Origin of the sequence: Marinobacter lipolyticus SM19, assembly GCF_000397065.2 — a bacterium.
GTDB lineage: Bacteria > Pseudomonadota > Gammaproteobacteria > Pseudomonadales > Oleiphilaceae > Marinobacter > Marinobacter lipolyticus.
The window spans coordinates 118,373-134,994 of the sequence record NZ_KE007328.1 but is presented as its reverse complement, the minus strand read 5'-3'; the positions used below and the strand labels follow the sequence as shown (position 1 = coordinate 134,994).

The following is a 16,622-nucleotide window of genomic DNA, read 5'->3' as shown; positions in this document are numbered from 1 at the left end:
GATCCGGCCTCAGAGGCCGGACTTTTTCTGTTCCCACAGGATTTCCTGTCCGCCATCCCGGCGTGCCAGTACCCTGGCGACCACGAACAACAGATCAGACAATCGGTTGAGATACTGTCGGGAGGCGGCATTGATCGAGTCTTCATGACCGAGCGCGACGACGATCCGCTCCGCTCTGCGGCAAATCGCACGGGCAAGATGACACTGGGCGGCTGCCGGTGTACCGCCGGGAAGGATGAAATTCTTCAGTGGTGGCAGGCTTTCGTTATGCTCATCAAGGGTCGTCTCCAGCCATCCAATGTGTTCTTCCCCGATCATGCGACTGCCCGGAATGGCGAACTCCCCTCCCAGATCAAACAGGTGGTGCTGTATCCGGCGCAGGGTCTCTACCAGGCTGTCATCGGCATCCAGACACTCAATCAGCAGCCCGATCTGGCAATTCAGCTCATCAGCGGTGCCCATTGCTTCAACCCGTTGTGCATTCTTGGCAATGCGGTTGCCGTCGGCAAGTCCGGTCGAGCCGTCGTCGCCGGTGCGAGTGTAGATCTTGGAAAGGCGGTGGCCCATCAGGTTGCTCCTGGACTGTCAGAAAGAGGTTCGTGCAGTTTGGTTGTTCGGAGTTTTACCCGTTCCGTCAGCATTTGGTTCACTGGTGCCGGAAGGTTGTGGGCACGGGCACGACTGACGATAAAGCCGTTGATGTAGTCGATTTCCGTCGGCTTGCCCCGGCGCACATCACTGCACATGGATGAGGTGTTCTTTGCGGTACTTCTGGCAACGGCTTCGATCTGTGACTGCATATCTTCCGGGGAACGGGGTGGCAAGCCCTCAAGATGCATCACCTCGGCCAGTTCAAGGCACAGTTGCCCGATAGTCTCCCGGAACAGCGGGGCATCGAGGATGTCACCGTTGGCACAATCGAGAATCGCAGTATAAGGGTTGATCCCCGCATTGATGATCAACTTGCCCCAGAGTCGCCTCAGAATGTTCGGTTCCTCGTGGATGACCAGGCCAGAAGCCTTCAGTTGATTGGCGACGCCGGTAACGAGCGGTGAGGCGGAGGGTGTCAGAGCGCCAATCCAGGTTTCTCCCCGGCCGGCATGAACGGTTGTGCTGTTGTCGGGGCGATTGGCGCCTTCTGTCGTGCTGGCGGCCATGATGGGACGATTTGGCCAGCGTTCCGCCACGGCCTGCTGGCTACCCATGCCATTCTGGAACAGTACCACGGGCACAGTTGGTTTCAGGTTTGGGAGTGTGGCTTCCAATGCGCTCAGTGTGTCACCGGCTTTGGTGGTGGCGATCAGCACATCGGGGTGTCGGGTGGTCCAGTCCATTGAGGGAACGGTGACCGGAAACTGGCTACCGTGACAGCCCTGAAAACGATAGGTCACGTCTGGTTTATGTTCTTCCGGGGCATGCTGGCGAAGGATGAAAGTGGTCGTCCCCGTTGGGAGAAGGGCGGCCCAGAGCCGACCGAGAGAGCCGGCACCGAGAATGGCTGTCAGGCCATTCCCGTTGCCGCTCTGTACTTGATGCCGGGTATCGGCCATGGCTTACATGGCCTCGATGTCTGCCCGCTGTTCACTGAGTCGGGTCAGGCTGCCCTGCGCATCCCGCAGCTTTTCCTGTTCCTTCTCGACCACTTCGGCGGGCGCCTTGGCGGTAAACTTCTCATTGCCAAGCTTGCCTTCCAGGCGGCCAATCTCTTTCTGCAAGCGGTCCAGTTCCTTGTCCAGGCGCTTGAGTTCAGCATCCTTGTCAATCAGGCCGGCCATGGGGACCAGTACTTCCATTTCGCCAACCAGTTGCGTGGCGGACATGGGCGCCTTGGTACCTTCGAACCATTCCAGGCTTTCCAGCTTGGCCAGTGAACTCAGGAACTGACGGTTATCATCCATGCGGCGTTTGTCTTCGGCGTCTTTGCCGCGCAGCAGCACCGGGATTTTCTTCGCCGGGGAGATGTTCATCTCGCCACGAATATTGCGGACGGCCACGATAACGCCCTTCAGCCATTCGATGTCCGCTGCCACAGCCGTGTCCTGCTTGCTGCTGTCGGGTTGCGGGAAGGGCTGAAGCATGATGCTGTCACCGGTCTTGCCTGCCAGCGGAGCGATACGCTGCCAGATCTCCTCGGTAATAAACGGCATGACCGGGTGGGCGAGGCGCAGAACGGCTTCCAGTACCCGCACCAGGGTGCGTCGGGTGCCGCGCTTGGCTTCCGCACTGGCGTTGTCATCGCTCAGTGCCGGCTTGGACAGTTCCAGGTACCAGTCGCAGTACTCGTTCCAGATGAATTCGTACAGAGCGTGTGCCGCCAGGTCGAAACGGTACTGTTCCAGGTAGCGGGTGACATCCTGTTCGCATTTCTGCAGCTCGCTGATGATCCAGCGATCCGCCAGGGACAGTGCCACCGGCTCGTCGTTGACGCCGCAGTCTTCCCCTTCGGTGTTCATCAGCACGTAGCGGGCGGCATTCCACAGCTTGTTGCAGAAGTTACGGTAGCCTTCCAGGCGCTTCATGTCCCAGTTGATGTCGCGGCCGGTGGTGGCCATGGCAGCCAGGGTGAAACGCAGGGCGTCGGTGCCGTGGGCGGCAATGCCCTCCGGGAATTCCTTCTTCGTGCGCTTGCCGATCTTCTCGGCCAGTTTGGGCTGCATCAGGTTGCCGGTACGTTTCTCCAGCAGGTCGTCCAGGCCGATGCCGTCAATCATGTCCAGCGGGTCGATGACGTTACCCTTGGACTTGGACATCTTGTCGCCGTGTTCGTCGCGGATCAGGCCGGTAACGTAGACGGTCTTGAACGGTACCTGCGGGGTGCCATCCTCATTCTTCATGAAGTGCATGGTCATCATGATCATCCGGGCGACCCAGAAGAAGATGATGTCGAAGCCGGTGACCAGTACGTCCGTTGGGTGGAAGGTTTTCAGGCGTTCGGTGATTTCCGGCCAGCCCAGGGTGCCGAAGGTCCACAGGGCGGAGCTGAACCAGGTGTCCAGCACGTCGTCGTCCTGATTCAGTTCCAGGTCGGCGGCGAGGTTGTGCTTCTGGCGTACTTCCTCTTCGCTGCGGCCGACGTAGATATTGCCCTCGGCGTCGTACCAGGCGGGAATCCGGTGGCCCCACCACAGCTGACGGGAGATGCACCAATCCTGGATGTCACGCATCCAGGCGAAATACATGTTCTCGTACTGCTTGGGTACGAACTGGATGCGTCCGTCTTCCACCGCTTCGATGGCAGGCTTGGCCAGGGTTTTTGCGTCGGCGAACCATTGGTCGGTCAGCATAGGTTCGATGATCAGGCCAGAGCGGTCGCCACGAGGCACGCTCAACACGTGGTCCTCTTCGCGCTCCAGCAGACCGGCTTCTTTCAGATCCGCGACGATGGCTTTGCGGGCATCTTCCCGGGTCAGGCCGGCGTAGGCGGCGGGCATGGTGCCATCGAGTTCATTGTTTTCGGTGCCGTCGCTGTTGAAGACCTCGGCCATGGCCCGGATATTGGCATCCTGGGTCATGACGTTGATCATCGGCAGGTTGTTGCGTTTACCAACAGCGTAATCGTTGAAGTCGTGGGCCGGGGTGATCTTCACGCAGCCAGAACCTTTCTCTGGGTCGGCATGGTGGTCGGCCAGGATGGGAATGCGGCGGTTCACCAGCGGCAGCATGACGTGCTTGCCGATCAGGTGCTGGTAGCGCTCGTCGTCCGGATGTACGGCCACGGCGGTGTCGCCCAACATGGTTTCCGGGCGGGTGGTGGCGACGACGACGTAGTCTTTGCCGTCCTGGGTTGTGGCGCCGTCAGCCAGCGGGTAACGCAGGTGCCAGAAGAAGCCTTTTTCTTCCTTGTTTTCCACTTCCAGGTCGGAAATGGCGGTGTGCAGTTTCGGGTCCCAGTTGACCAGGCGCTTGCCGCGATAGACCAGGCCCTCGTCGTACAGGCGGATGAACACTTCCTGCACGGCTTTGTAGAAGCCGTCATCCATGGTGAAGCGTTCGTTGTCCCAGTCCACGGAGTTGCCCAGGCGGCGAATCTGGCGGGTGATGGTGCCGCCGGAATGATCTTTCCAGTCCCAGATACGCTTGATGAATTCTTCCCGGCCCAGATCGTGGCGGGTTTTGCCTTCTTCGGCTGCCAGTTTGCGCTCAACAACCATTTGGGTGGCGATACCGGCGTGGTCGGTGCCTACCTGCCACAGGGTATTGTTGCCCTGCATGCGCTTGTAGCGGGTGAGGGTGTCCATAATGGTGTGCTGAAACGCATGGCCCATGTGGAGGCTGCCGGTGACGTTGGGCGGCGGGATGGCGATGCTGTAGGACTGGCCTTCACCGCTGGGGCGGAAGTACCCTTTGGATTCCCAGTTTTCGTACCACTGGCGCTCGATGTTTTCTGGCTGGTAGGTTTTTTCCATGGGTTTCTGCTGGTGACCGTTTGGTTGATTCACAAGGGAAAATTAAGACGCCTGATTATACATGCTCGCCCTCGTTGCGGCGAACCTCTGTATTGTGGGGGGCTACCCCCGCTTCCTCTGATCATGCACCCTCGGTTCAATCCCCAGCGCCCTCAATTGCCTGAAATGCGACCGCGCCTGATCAAGCACCGCCGGATCATTATGCGCCACTAAAGCCAGCCGCTTGAACCGATCAGCATCCGCCGGCAGGGTAGCCGATAGAATGATCACGGTATCCCAGTCCTCAGCCACCGGCGGACAGAGCAGGATGCCGACGGGGTCGGTGCAAGTGGTAGCGGAGTCGGGTATCACGCTGTGGGGTATGAACGCGTCCGGGCTGAAGTTCCACAGCAGGTCGTCCAGTTCTTCGGCGTGTCGCGCGGTGTCGCAGACGATGCACACGCGGTCCCCCTGCTGCCAGGCTTTGTCCACGAGTTTTGCGGCGTGGAGGTTGCGGGCTGAGGGGGTGTTCTGGGCGAGGATGTGGAACCAGTAGCGTTGGTTGCGGTCGCCCTGGCCGGAGGTGCCGGCAGCAGTGCTGCCGGGTTCCGGGCGGCTGTCGGAATTATTTTCCGGCATGGGACATCAGGTAGTTGACCAGCAGAGGTACCGGGCGGCCGGTTGATCCTTTGGCTTTACCCGAGTTCCAGGCAGTACCGGCAATGTCCAGATGAGCCCAACGGTATTCCTTGGTGAAGCGCGACAGGAAGCAGGCGGCGGTGATGGTGCCCGCGGGGCGGCCGCCGATGTTCTGCATGTCGGCAAAGTTGCTGTCCAGCTGGCTCTGGTATTCATCCCACAGCGGCAGGCGCCAGGCGCGGTCGCCGGCGCGCTCACCCGCGGCCAGCAGTTCGTTGGCCAGTTCGTCGTTATTGCTCAGCAGGCCGGTGGCGTGGTTGCCCAGGGCGATGATGCAGGCGCCGGTGAGGGTGGCCATGTCGACAACTGTTTCCGGGTTGAACTTTTTCACGTAGGTAAGGGCATCGCACAGCACCAGGCGGCCTTCCGCATCGGTATTGAGGATTTCGATGGTCTGGCCGGACATGGAGGTGACAATATCGCCGGGGCGGGTTGCGGTGCCGCTGGGCATGTTCTCGGCGGCGGCGATGACCGCGACGACGTTGATGTTCGGTTTGGTTTCGGCAATGGTCTGCATCGCCCCGAACACGGCGGCAGCGCCCCCCATGTCGTACTTCATCTCATCCATGCCTTCGCCCGGCTTGAGGCTGATGCCGCCGGTGTCAAAGGTAATACCTTTGCCTACCAGGACGTAGGGCTTGTCTTTGGCCTTGCCGCCACGGTATTCCATAACGATCAGTTTGGCCGGTTGCGCGCTGCCTGCGGAAACTGACAGCAGGCTGTTCATGCCCAGTTTCTTCATCTGTTTTTCATCAAGGATCTCGGTCTTGATGACGTCATGGTCTTTGGCGAGCTGTTCCGCCCGCTCACCCAGCCAGGTGGGGTGGCAGATATTCGGCGGAGTGTTGCCAAGATCACGGGTGAAATTCATGCCGCGGCCTGTCGCCAGTCCGAGGTTAAAGGCATCTTTCAGCGCCTTACCTGCGCTTGAGGCGGTCACGAGTACTTTGTTCAGCTTGCGCGCGCCGGGCTTTTCGCTCTTGAAGTCGTTGAACGTGTAGAGCTGTTCTTCCAGTGTGCGGCCAATCAGGTTAAGGCGAGCGCTTTCGGAGCTTACCGCTTCTTCTCCGGTTACGGATGTATCCGCCAACGCAATCAGTGCGGATTTCGAGGCACCATCTTTCAGTTGTCCCATCATGGCTATCAGGGCCTTGCGATAATTGGCCGGCGTACGGTCGCTGTCGTTGCCGGTACCAATCACCAGAACGCGGCCCCATGGCTGGTCATCCACGGGGATCAGTGTGGTGGTCGCGTTTTTGCCGTTGATGTCGCCGGTCTTTTGTAGTTTCTTTATCAGTCCGCCCAGAGCTTCATCCGCCTGGGTGGTGGTTTCGGGCCAGTTGCCTTTTTCTGGAACGGCAATGACGAGGCAGTCGGCCTTGGTGCTGGTGATCGATTTACTGCTCAGGCTGAAGTTCATGGCAACTCCCTTGTTTGATTCTGGTTGAGTGCGAGTCTGATTGAGTGCGAACAGGTGGCAGAACCTTGCGAACAATGTCCCTAGGATTGAGGTTTCGGACGGATTTATCAAGCGTTGACAGCTCCTTAACTTCCGGTACTGTCATTCAGCCCCAAGGTTACATAGAATAGCCCCGTCGTTTTTCCATCCATTGACAACGATCCGTTCCGGCCAGAGACAACGTTTTGAGCATCGTTTTCCGATACCTTACCCGTCAGACCATGATCAGCATGCTCGCCGTCTCCGGTGTTTTACTGCTGGTGTTCATGAGTGGCCGGTTTATCAAGTATCTGGCCGAAGCCGCCGCAGGCGAGTTGGCGGGTGATGTGTTGTTCCAGATCATGGCGTACCGATTTCCCGGGTTTCTGGAGTTGATCCTTCCCCTGGGCTTCTTTATCGGCATCCTGCTGGCCTACGGTCGTATGTACCTGGAGAGTGAAATGACCGTGCTGTTTGCCTGCGGCATGAGTGACCGCCAGGTGCTTGGCAAAACGCTGCTGGCCAGTATTCCGGTAATGCTGACGGTGGGAGCGATGAGTCTGTACGTCTCGCCCTGGGGTATGAAGCAGGTAGAGGCCATTTTTAATGAGCAACGAAAAGCGACTGAGTTTGAAATGCTGGCCCCGGGACGTTTTCAGGACCTGGCGTCCGGTGGTCGGGTTACCTATACCGAGGGTCTGAGCGATGACAAGCGGGTGCTTGAGGGTGTGTTCATCGCAGAATACGGTCGTGAGGGGCTAACCATTATTACGGCGGAGTCCGGCTCCCAGTTAATTGATCAGGAAACCGGAAGTCGTTTCCTGATCCTGGAAGAGGGCGGGCGTTTTGAGGGGCTGCCCGGTCAGCTTGAGTATCAGATTACCGGTTTTGATGCCTACGGACTGAAAGTTCAGAGTGGTGGTGGCCGTGATAAGGAGCTGGAAGAGGGGGTCAGTACCCTGGATCTGATGGCGTCGAACGACCCGGAAGATCGGGCATTGCTGCACTGGCGATTCACCTTGCCCCTGATCGTTCCCATTGTCACCTTACTGGCGGTACGGTTGAGTCGTGTGAATCCCCGCCAGGGCCGTTTTTTCCACCTGCTTCCGGCAATGCTGGTCTACATCACCTATCTTGGCCTGTTGATCGTAGCCCGGGATGCGCTCGCCAGTGGCAAGGTGCCGGAATGGATCGGCATGTTATGGGTGCATGCCATTTTCCTTGCCCTGGGGTTGTGGCTCCAGTTTGGTCCTGCCTGGCTTTATAAGCGGCGCTTACTCAGGGAGGGGCGGGCTCGTGCGTAAGATTGATCAATACGTCATGCGTACCGTGGGCGGCGCCATGTTCCTGGTCATGGTCGTGGTGCTGTCCCTGGATCTGATTTTTGGTTTCATTGCCGAACTGGATGACGCCCGTAACGATTATCAGACGCTGCAGGCGCTGTGGTACGTGTTCATGACGCTGCCTCGCCGCATATACGATTACCTGCCGCTTGGGGCCTTTATGGGGTGTCTTGTGGGTCTGGGGGCGATGGCCAGTTCCTCTGAGCTGACAGTTATCCGTGCGGCCGGGGTGTCCATCAAGCGCATTGTCTGGTCCGCGATGAAGCCCACACTGATTGTGGTGATGATCGGGCTGGTTGTCGGGGAATACGTTGCGCCGCCGGCAGAGCGCATGGCTCAGAGTCAGAAGGCGATCGCCCAGGGGGCGGGGGAAAATGTCGCAACGGCATCGGGTATCTGGCACCGGGAAGGGGATGTGTTCATGCACCTCAACGCCGTCAGTCCGGACGGCGAATTGCAGGGTGTTTCCCTGTTTCGTTTCGATGCCGACCGCTGGATGCTCTCGGCCAGCTTTTCCGAGCGTGCGACTTATCAGGGCGATTACTGGCAGTTGCAGAACGTGACCACCACCATGATGGGTGAAGAGCAACTGACTCAGGAAACCTACGAAACTCTGCGTTGGGAGACGGGGATATCGCCTGATGTGCTGAGCGTACTTATCGTCAAGCCTGAGAACCTGCCCGTGACCGGGTTATATACCTACGCCAGTTATCTGGACCAGCAGGGGCTAAGCTCGGCCAACTACTGGCTGGCGTTCTGGAAGAAAGTGCTGATGCCCCTGGGGACGGCGGTGATGGTGCTGGTGGCCATTTCCTTTATCTTCGGCCCGCTGCGCTCAGTCACCATGGGGTTCCGGGTTTTTACCGGTCTGATCGTCGGGCTGCTTTTCAAATACATGCAGGACCTGCTTGGCCCGATGAGTCTTGTTTTCGGCTTTAACCCGGTTCTGGCTATCCTGGTACCCATCGCAATCAACGCTGCTGTCGGTGCGGTGTTGATGCGACGGGCGGGGTGAGAAGAGTAGAGCTACTTCTTGTCCTGTTTGGGCACCTGAACCACCACGCTGTCAGAAATCCGGTCGGTGACGGACAAGCCGTTAATGGGCCAGAACAGGGATAGCATGGCGGGCAGGGTGATCACCAGGGTAATGGCCCCCAGGTAGTGGGAGGCCAGAAGAGTTACAAAGAAAACCGCTGCAGCTGTGACATAGCGACGCAAGGCCTGTGACCAGCTCACGGAGGTGCCATCCAGGTTTTCGATACGAATTCGCCACACCTGCATGGCCAGTGTCTGGCCGGTTCGTGTCCAGAAGTAGGCGAAAAACAGGTACAGCACCAGGAACAGGATAAACGTCAGTAGTGGATCACCGCCCAGCGTGCCGCTTTCAGCCATTTCCTGATAGCGATCCCACCCCGTCAGCCACCCGGCGATCATGGTGTAAATCCAGGTTGCCACCAGTAGCACGGCAATGCAGATCAACCCATCGTAAATAATGGTCAGAAGTCGTTTGATAAATGTAGCTGGGGGCAGCAATTCCTCGGCGTCATGAAAGCGTCGGGGCATGGGGTCTCCTGTGATGTTTCACGTTTTTCCTGTTCTCGGCGTGTGCTAGAGTAGCGGATTTGCACACGCATGTAAGTATGTGTTCTCAATCGTGGACCCCGACGGGTTTATAGAAGGGTATCAAAGGGCTATGAAAACCGCAGAGTTGCGACAGGCGTTTCTGGACTATTTCAAACAGCAGGGCCACACCATTGTGCCGAGCAGTTCGCTGGTACCGGCGGACGATCCCACCCTGTTGTTCACCAATGCGGGGATGAACCAGTTCAAGGATCTGTTCCTTGGTCGCGAGGAACGTGACTACACCCGTGCGACCACCTCCCAGAAATGCGTGCGTGCCGGCGGCAAGCACAATGACCTTGAGAACGTGGGTTACACCGCACGCCACCACACTTTTTTTGAAATGCTGGGCAATTTCAGCTTTGGCGACTATTTCAAGCGCGAAGCGATCAACTTCGCCTGGACGTTCCTGACCGGTGACGACTGGCTCAAGCTGCCAAAAGACAAATTGTGGGTGACTGTCTACGCCTCGGATGATGAGGCCTACGATATCTGGAACAAGGAAATTGGCGTTCCGGCAGAGCGAATTGTACGCATTGGCGACAACAAGGGCGCCCCCTATGCGTCCGATAACTTCTGGCAGATGGGTGACACGGGGCCTTGCGGTCCCTGTACGGAGATCTTCTACGACCATGGCCCGGACGTGGCCGGTGGCCCTCCCGGCAGTCCGGAAGAAGACGGCGACCGTTACATCGAAATCTGGAACGTGGTCTTCATGCAGTACAACCGCACGGCTGACGGCGAAATGCTGAATCTGCCAAAGCCGTCGGTAGATACCGGCATGGGGCTTGAGCGTATCACTGCTGTTCTCCAGGGCGTGCACAGCAATTACGAAATCGACCTGATGCAGGACCTGCTGGAAGCCGCCTCCGGAATTCTGGGCGGTGTCGCCACCACCGAAGCGTCGCTACGTGTGGTCGCTGACCACATTCGTTCCTGTGCGTTTCTTATTTCTGACGGCGTTATGCCTTCCAATGAAGGTCGAGGTTTTGTTTTGCGCAGGATCATTCGCCGCGCCGCTCGCCATGGCAACAAGCTAGGCGCTACCCAGCCTTTCTTCTACAAGCTCACTGGTGCCCTGGTTGAGTTGATGGGGGATGCCTATCCACAGCTGGTCAGTAGCCGAAAGCAGATTGAAAAGGTGCTGTTGCAGGAAGAAGAGCAGTTCGCCAAGACGCTGGACAAGGGTTTGCGTTTGCTGGAGCAGGACATTGCAGAGCTCAAAGGCAGCGTCATTCCCGGTGAGACAATTTTCACCCTGTATGACACCTACGGTTTTCCCGTGGATCTCACCAATGACATCGCCCGTGAGCGTGGCCTGACCCTGGACTATGAAGGCTATGAAAAGGCGATGGAAAGCCAGCGTGAGCGGGCCCGAGCCGCCAGCAAGTTTGGCATTGATTACAATGCTGCCGGCCTGTCCATTGAAGGCAAGACAGAGTTTACCGGCTATGAGCATATCGATGGCCATGAGACGATTCGCACCGTGATTGTCGGCGATGAAGAGAAAGCGGCAGAAGCCGGGGACGAAGCGGTTGTCGTTCTGGAGCGTACTCCGTTCTACGCGGAATCCGGCGGGCAGGTGGGTGATACCGGCCTGTTGACCTGGAGTGGTGGCCGCTTTCAGGTAACCGATACCCGCAAGGAAGGGGATAACCATCTTCATATCGGCACTGTCATTGAAGGCGAGCTGTTCTCCGGGCTGGAAGTGGACGCCCGCATCGATCACGCCCGCCGCGAGCGCACCAAGCGCAATCATTCTGCCACCCATCTGTTGCATGCCGCACTGCGCAATGTGCTGGGGGAGCATGTCAGCCAGAAAGGCTCGTTGGTGGACCCGGATAAGCTGCGTTTCGACTTCTCGCACTTTGAGGCTGTAACGCCGGCGCAGTTAAAGGAAATCGAACGTCAGGTGAATGAGCAGGTTCTTGCGAACACGCCGGTTCAGACGGAAGTGACCGATATGGAGCGGGCTCAGGCAAAAGGTGCGGTGGCCCTGTTCGGTGAGAAATATGGCGATACCGTTCGGGTATTGAGCATGGGCTCGGATAATTTTTCCGTTGAGTTGTGTGGTGGTACCCACGTGGCTCGCACAGGGGATATTGGTTTGTTCCGCATCACCTCGGAAAGTGGTATTTCCTCCGGGGTTCGCCGCATTGAGGCCGTCACCGGCTTCGGCGCATTGGAGTGGGTCGACGAAACCGAGCAAACTCTGAAACAGGCTGCAGGACTGGTAAAAGGAACCCGGGAATCGCTGATCGAAAAAGTGCAGCAAACCGTCGAGCGCAACCGCCAGCTGGAAAAAGAAATGACAGCCCTCAAGGCCAAATTGGCCAGCTCTGCCGGAACCGATCTGGCGGGTTCCGCCGTTGACGTGGGTGGGCTGAAAGTGGTGGCTTCCGAGCTGGAAGGCGCCGACCGCAAGGCGTTGATGGAAACGGCGGATCAGCTGAAGAACAAGCTTGGTGAAGGGGTTGTGGTGCTTGCCAGTGTTGAAGACGGCAAAGTGACGCTGGTAGCCGGTGTTACCAAATCGGCCACCGGGAAGATCAAGGCTGGAGATCTGATGAAGCATCTCGCGGCTCAGGTCGATGGTAAAGGCGGCGGCCGTCCGGACATGGCTCAGGGTGGCGGTAACGATCCTTCCCGATTGGCGGATGCTCTGGCAGGCGTGCCTGCCTGGGTCAAAGAAAATATTGCATAAGCAACTGTCGTGATGGCGGGTAGGCGTTTATAATCCTGTCCGTTTGATTTTTAACCGGCGGGGCTTTGGCTCCGCCTTTGTCCTATTTCAGGATACCGGGAAGAAAATGGCTCTGTTGGTTCAGAAATTCGGTGGTACGTCGGTCGGGACGACCGATCGTATTCAGGCGGTGGCCGAGAAAGTGGCCCACTTCCGCCGTGAGGGGCATGATGTGGTTGTGGTGGTGTCCGCCATGAGTGGCGAAACCAATCGCCTGATCGCATTGGCAAACGACATTATGGAAGAGCCCACGCCCCGGGAAATGGATGTGCTGGTCTCTACCGGCGAGCAGGTAACGATTGCGTTGCTGTCCATGGCGCTGCAGAAGTTGGGATGCACCGCGCGTTCCTATACGGGCTCGCAGGTCCGTATCGTGACCGACAGCTCTCATACCAAGGCGCGTATTAAGCAGATTGATGAGCAGCGAATGCGCGAAGATCTGGATGCGGGCAGGGTGGTTGTGGTTGCTGGCTTCCAGGGCATAGATGAAAGCGGCAATATTACCACGCTTGGTCGTGGTGGATCGGATACCACGGCCGTTGCACTGGCGGCGGCGTTGAAAGCCGACGAATGCCAGATTTATACAGACGTTGATGGGGTCTACACGACCGATCCCCGTGTTGTCGACAGTGCGCAGCGTCTCGAGCGAATCACCTTTGAAGAAATGCTGGAAATGGCCAGCCTGGGCTCAAAGGTGCTGCAGATCCGTGCTGTCGAGTTTGCAGGTAAGTACAATGTTCCTTTAAGGGTTCTTTCCAGCTTCCAGGAAGGTGAAGGCACCCTGATCACTTTTGAGGATGATAACGCCATGGAACAACCGGTCGTCTCCGGTATCGCTTTCAACCGTGATGAAGCCAAGGTCACTATTTCCGGTGTTCCCGATACACCTGGCAGTGCATTGCGTATACTGAAACCTGTTAGCGACGCTAATATTGAAGTTGATATGATTGTGCAGAACGTGGGTGAGGATAACCGCACGTCCTTCACCTTTACGGTTCATCGCAATGATTTCAAGCGCGCCCAGGAAGTGCTCCGGAGTGTCGCAGACGAGCTGGGAGCCCGTGACGTTGGTGGTGACAGTAAAATTGCAAAGGTGAGCATTGTTGGCGTAGGAATGCGCTCACATGCGGGTGTGGCAACCAGGATGTTTGAAGCTCTCTCCCATGAGGGTATCAATATTCAGATGATCTCCACGTCAGAAATCAAGATTTCCGTGGTGATTGATGAGAAGTATCTCGAGCTTGCGGTTCGCGCACTTCACAGTGCATTCGAGCTGGACAAGTCCGGGGTTGAAGAAGCCTGATCCAGCGAAGCACAGGTCGGTTCGCTCAGGTTTTTTGTATAAAGGCAGTCATTTGTTGCCCCCGTTAGCGTAGTTGTTCCGTATAAGGGATTGTGCGTTTTTTGAGTAGCAAGTGACCCTATTATAAAAGTGGAAGATTATTTTTCGGAACAGGTAGCTCTGGACAAGGGAGAACAGGATATGTTGATTTTGACTCGCCGTGTTGGCGAAACTCTGATGGTGGGTGACGAAATCACCGTTACCGTGCTCGGAGTCAAGGGGAATCAGGTACGAATTGGTGTCAACGCTCCAAAAGAAGTGGCGGTACACCGTGAAGAGATTTATCAGCGGATTCAGAGTGAAAAAGATTCTGATGAACCAGAGCCTGGTAATAGCTAAGAGCTTTTAAAAGCCGTTCAAGGGAAGCCTGAACGGCTTTTTTTCTGCCTGGTTAAAATGAGATGCAAAAAACTTGTGTCAACCCTATGAAAACAGAAAAATTATGGTAGTATACGCCCCGTTCTCAAGGAGAGGTGGGTGAGTGGCTGAAACCAGTTCCCTGCTAAGGAACCGTACGAGCAATCGTACCGAGGGTTCGAATCCCTCCCTCTCCGCCATTTTCCTTAACTGGATTATGAGAGCAGGTTGGTCTGGCAACCAACCAGAGCGAATAGATGCGCGGCTGTAGCTCAGCTGGATAGAGTACCTGGCTACGAACCAGGCGGTCGGAGGTTCGAATCCTCCCAGCCGCGCCATTTTCGCCATACAAAGTTTTAAGCGGCTGTAGCTCAGCTGGATAGAGTACCTGGCTACGAACCAGGCGGTCGGAGGTTCGAATCCTCCCAGCCGCGCCATATCAAGATCAGAACGCCTCAGTTTGTGCACCCCACAGGCTGAGGCGTTTTGCTTTGTATGGCTGGGAGGATTTGAACCGAAAGAGGTTCGACCGCAGCACACGCAGTGTGCGGAGGAACGCGGGAGCGCAGCGACGGCGGCCCCGAAGGGGAAGGGCCGTAGGCCCGCCTAATCCTCCCAGCCGCGCCATATCAAGATCAGAACGCCTCAGTTTGTGCACCCCACAGGCCGAGGCGTTTTGCTTTGTGCAGCTGGGAGGATTTGAACCGAAAGAGGTTCGACCGGCATGCAACCAAAGAACAAGAGTCTTTCACCAAAGCGTACGTGGTCTAAACTAAAAAAGAAGGGGTTCATTGTTTGGCTCCTGGGGAGGGGCTATGTTTTTGCGTCTGCTCTCTTTGTCTTCGCTCTGGTTGGTAGCTCTACTCACACTGTTGTCCCTGTATGCGTATGCTGAACCAGCCATGGATCCGCTTGATGGTGCGGTTTTCGAAGGTGTGTTGAGGGAAGTCGATAAATCTTCGGGCGGGGATGATGACCGGTTGGTGTTCGAAGGAGGCTTTTTTACCTCGCGAGCCTGTGAGGATTACGGATTTTTCCGAACGGAATACACGGTGGACCACGAATCTGGAGTGGTGAGATTTCACGCGACAGCGACTAGCCCCAGTCATGGCCGTATGGAGTGGCGTGGAGCGGTACAGGATGATCAACTGAAGGCTCGTGTGGTTTGGACTAAAGAACGTTGGTACTGGGATATTCGGCGTGAATATGCATTTGAAGGTTTGCTGGTTAAATAGGGGGCTTTTCGGTGTTTCCTGGCATCGCCAATTGATGGCCTGGAGTGGAAAGGTGAGCAGAGGTCATGGCGCTGAGCGGTCGATTCGTTAGGTTGGCTTTATTGGTGTCCCTGGCAGTCGGGTTGAATTTGATGGGGCACGCTCTGGTAGATGAGCTGGATTTCCAGGTATTTCCACGGCATGAGCCGGTGCTGCATCTGATGGTCCTGAGTGCGGCCGGGCTTTACGTTATGTTGATGGCAATCCCCTTTATGCCAGGCATTGAGATTGGGCTTGCGCTGTTACTGCTGCTGGGGGGGGAGGGAGCATTGCTCGTCTACATGAGTACTGTTCTGGCCTTGTCCATCAGTTATTGGGTTGGCCGGTTGATGCCTGAGCGTACCATCAGCCGATTGTTGCAATGGCTGCATTTCCATCGTGCTGCGAAGATGGTGATGCAGGTGGAAGAGGTGTCACCCTCGGAGCGGATAGGCAAAATCTACAATCTGGCTCCAGCGGGCATCGTTCCGTTTTTGCTGCGCCACCGGTTTTTGGCGGTTGCCGCGTTGTTGAATCTGCCGGGTAATGCGTTGATCGGTGGAGGAGGGGGGATTAGTTTGGTGCTCGGTATGAGTCGGCTGATTCCATACTATCAGTACTTGTTAACCGTGGCATTGGCGGTGGCACCGGTGCCGTTGTTGTTCTATATACTGGAGCTTTAGACATAGCGTTCCGTCTGGCTAATTCGTTAACCTGCTGCGAATTAACCAGGCGGGACGCTAACGTTGTTACCACCTCTAGTAGTCACCCTGACCGTCCTGATAGGCCATCCTTTCCGGCCTCCTGGCCTGAATTCTCACATTTTGTGTTTTTGGTCCGCTCCCATCAGCTGTCCACGAACAGCACCATCGGGGTATTCCGGATTGTGCACGTTAATGTAGAAGTCGGACGGATTCTCAAGAATACGCTTTACGATACCGCTCTCACCTGTCGGGAACTTGCCTTTCTCGCCTTCGGTCAGGCAGTCCGCTGCATCGCCGTCTTCAGGGCCTGCAAGCATGGCAATCGGGGCACCATTCATGCCTTTGCCCGCTTCATGGATGTGGGCAGCCATGCCTTCGCCCACCGGTACAGTCTGAATGCCTTTTACCTGAAGGATGTAACACAGAGTCGTGGGGTCACCGTCCACACCGAAAACGTGGCCATGCCCTTTGCCGTTGGGGTCGCCTTTGCTACCTACCATCTCCTTGGCGCTTAACTGGGTGGTCAGCACGTGGTTAGTGTGACCCGCCATGGCCGCAGACGATACGCCCATGGCGGCACAGGTCAGAGTTGCTGCCATCAGGGTTTTTACGCTGGATGATTTCATCGGTGTTCTCCTTGGTTTTTGCTGTTTTAGCGGTAAGCCGCATAGGAGTATTCGCATGAAGTGGCAAATCAGATGCACCTCATAACAAATAATCAGCAATTTGGCCCAGAAG

14 protein-coding genes and 3 tRNA genes are annotated in these 16,622 nt (G+C 56.8%); 10 read left to right on the top strand and 7 right to left on the bottom strand.

Translation table 11 applies throughout. From position 1 onward, the window contains the following. Positions 1-9: 9 nt before the first annotated feature. The 5 genes from MARLIPOL_RS16605 to MARLIPOL_RS16585 form a co-directional block, all read right to left on the bottom strand. Positions 10-567 (bottom strand): cob(I)yrinic acid a,c-diamide adenosyltransferase, encoded by a 558-nt coding sequence (locus MARLIPOL_RS16605; RefSeq protein WP_012139467.1) that lies wholly within the window; start codon positions 565-567, stop codon positions 10-12. Next, positions 567-1,550 carry a ketopantoate reductase family protein gene (locus tag MARLIPOL_RS16600; protein ID WP_012139466.1) on the bottom strand — a complete coding sequence of 328 codons (984 nt, stop codon included), beginning with the start codon at positions 1,548-1,550 and terminating at the stop codon, positions 567-569. Before MARLIPOL_RS16600 ends, MARLIPOL_RS16605 begins: the two co-directional genes overlap by 1 nt. A gap of 3 nt (positions 1,551-1,553) precedes the next feature. Then, positions 1,554-4,406, bottom strand: coding sequence for a valine--tRNA ligase (locus MARLIPOL_RS16595; protein WP_012139464.1), 2,853 nt, complete (start codon positions 4,404-4,406; stop codon positions 1,554-1,556). Positions 4,407-4,508: 102 nt separating this feature from the next. Next, positions 4,509-5,024 carry a DNA polymerase III subunit chi gene (locus tag MARLIPOL_RS16590; RefSeq protein ID WP_012139463.1) on the bottom strand — a complete coding sequence of 172 codons (516 nt, stop codon included), beginning with the start codon at positions 5,022-5,024 and terminating at the stop codon, positions 4,509-4,511. Beyond that, positions 5,011-6,504: a leucyl aminopeptidase gene (locus MARLIPOL_RS16585; RefSeq protein WP_012139462.1), complete on the bottom strand. Its 1,494-nt coding sequence runs from the start codon at positions 6,502-6,504 to the stop codon at positions 5,011-5,013. The genes MARLIPOL_RS16590 and MARLIPOL_RS16585 overlap by 14 nt, the downstream gene beginning before the upstream one ends. 224 nt (positions 6,505-6,728) lie before the next feature. Between MARLIPOL_RS16585 and lptF the strand changes: the two genes are divergently transcribed. Then, complete coding sequence (lptF, locus tag MARLIPOL_RS16580; RefSeq protein ID WP_012139460.1) at positions 6,729-7,826, top strand: LPS export ABC transporter permease LptF; 1,098 nt, start codon at positions 6,729-6,731, stop codon at positions 7,824-7,826. Continuing rightward, entirely contained in the window at positions 7,819-8,880 is a 1,062-nt protein-coding gene (gene lptG / locus MARLIPOL_RS16575; RefSeq protein WP_012139459.1) for an LPS export ABC transporter permease LptG, read from the top strand. Before lptF ends, lptG begins: the two co-directional genes overlap by 8 nt. Positions 8,881-8,891: 11 nt before the next feature. Here lptG and MARLIPOL_RS16570 read toward each other — a convergent pair whose 3' ends face one another. Next, positions 8,892-9,428, bottom strand: a complete 537-nt coding sequence (locus MARLIPOL_RS16570) for an RDD family protein (RefSeq protein ID WP_012139458.1) — start codon at positions 9,426-9,428, stop codon at positions 8,892-8,894. Between the two features lie 130 nt (positions 9,429-9,558). Between MARLIPOL_RS16570 and alaS the strand changes: the two genes are divergently transcribed. From alaS to MARLIPOL_RS16530, 8 genes are all read left to right on the top strand, one after another. Next, complete coding sequence (alaS, locus tag MARLIPOL_RS16565) at positions 9,559-12,189, top strand: alanine--tRNA ligase (protein ID WP_012139457.1); 2,631 nt, start codon at positions 9,559-9,561, stop codon at positions 12,187-12,189. 106 nt (positions 12,190-12,295) lie between these two features. After that, positions 12,296-13,531, top strand: a complete 1,236-nt coding sequence (locus MARLIPOL_RS16560; RefSeq protein ID WP_012139456.1) for an aspartate kinase — start codon at positions 12,296-12,298, stop codon at positions 13,529-13,531. 180 nt (positions 13,532-13,711) lie between these two features. After that, positions 13,712-13,909 carry a carbon storage regulator CsrA gene (csrA, locus tag MARLIPOL_RS16555; protein WP_012139455.1) on the top strand — a complete coding sequence of 66 codons (198 nt, stop codon included), beginning with the start codon at positions 13,712-13,714 and terminating at the stop codon, positions 13,907-13,909. 128 nt (positions 13,910-14,037) lie between these two features. Next, positions 14,038-14,127 (top strand) — tRNA-Ser (locus MARLIPOL_RS16550). Between the two features lie 61 nt (positions 14,128-14,188). Beyond that, positions 14,189-14,265 (top strand) — tRNA-Arg (locus MARLIPOL_RS16545). Between the two features lie 22 nt (positions 14,266-14,287). After that, positions 14,288-14,364, top strand: a tRNA-Arg gene (locus MARLIPOL_RS16540). A gap of 378 nt (positions 14,365-14,742) precedes the next feature. After that, positions 14,743-15,162 (top strand): hypothetical protein, encoded by a 420-nt coding sequence (locus MARLIPOL_RS16535; protein ID WP_012139454.1) that lies wholly within the window; start codon positions 14,743-14,745, stop codon positions 15,160-15,162. Positions 15,163-15,227: 65 nt separating this feature from the next. Then, entirely contained in the window at positions 15,228-15,863 is a 636-nt protein-coding gene (locus MARLIPOL_RS16530) for a hypothetical protein (RefSeq protein ID WP_012139453.1), read from the top strand. A 134-nt stretch (positions 15,864-15,997) separates the two neighbouring features. Here MARLIPOL_RS16530 and MARLIPOL_RS16525 read toward each other — a convergent pair whose 3' ends face one another. After that, complete coding sequence (locus MARLIPOL_RS16525; RefSeq protein ID WP_012139452.1) at positions 15,998-16,510, bottom strand: CHRD domain-containing protein; 513 nt, start codon at positions 16,508-16,510, stop codon at positions 15,998-16,000. Between the last annotated feature and the right edge of the window lie 112 nt (positions 16,511-16,622).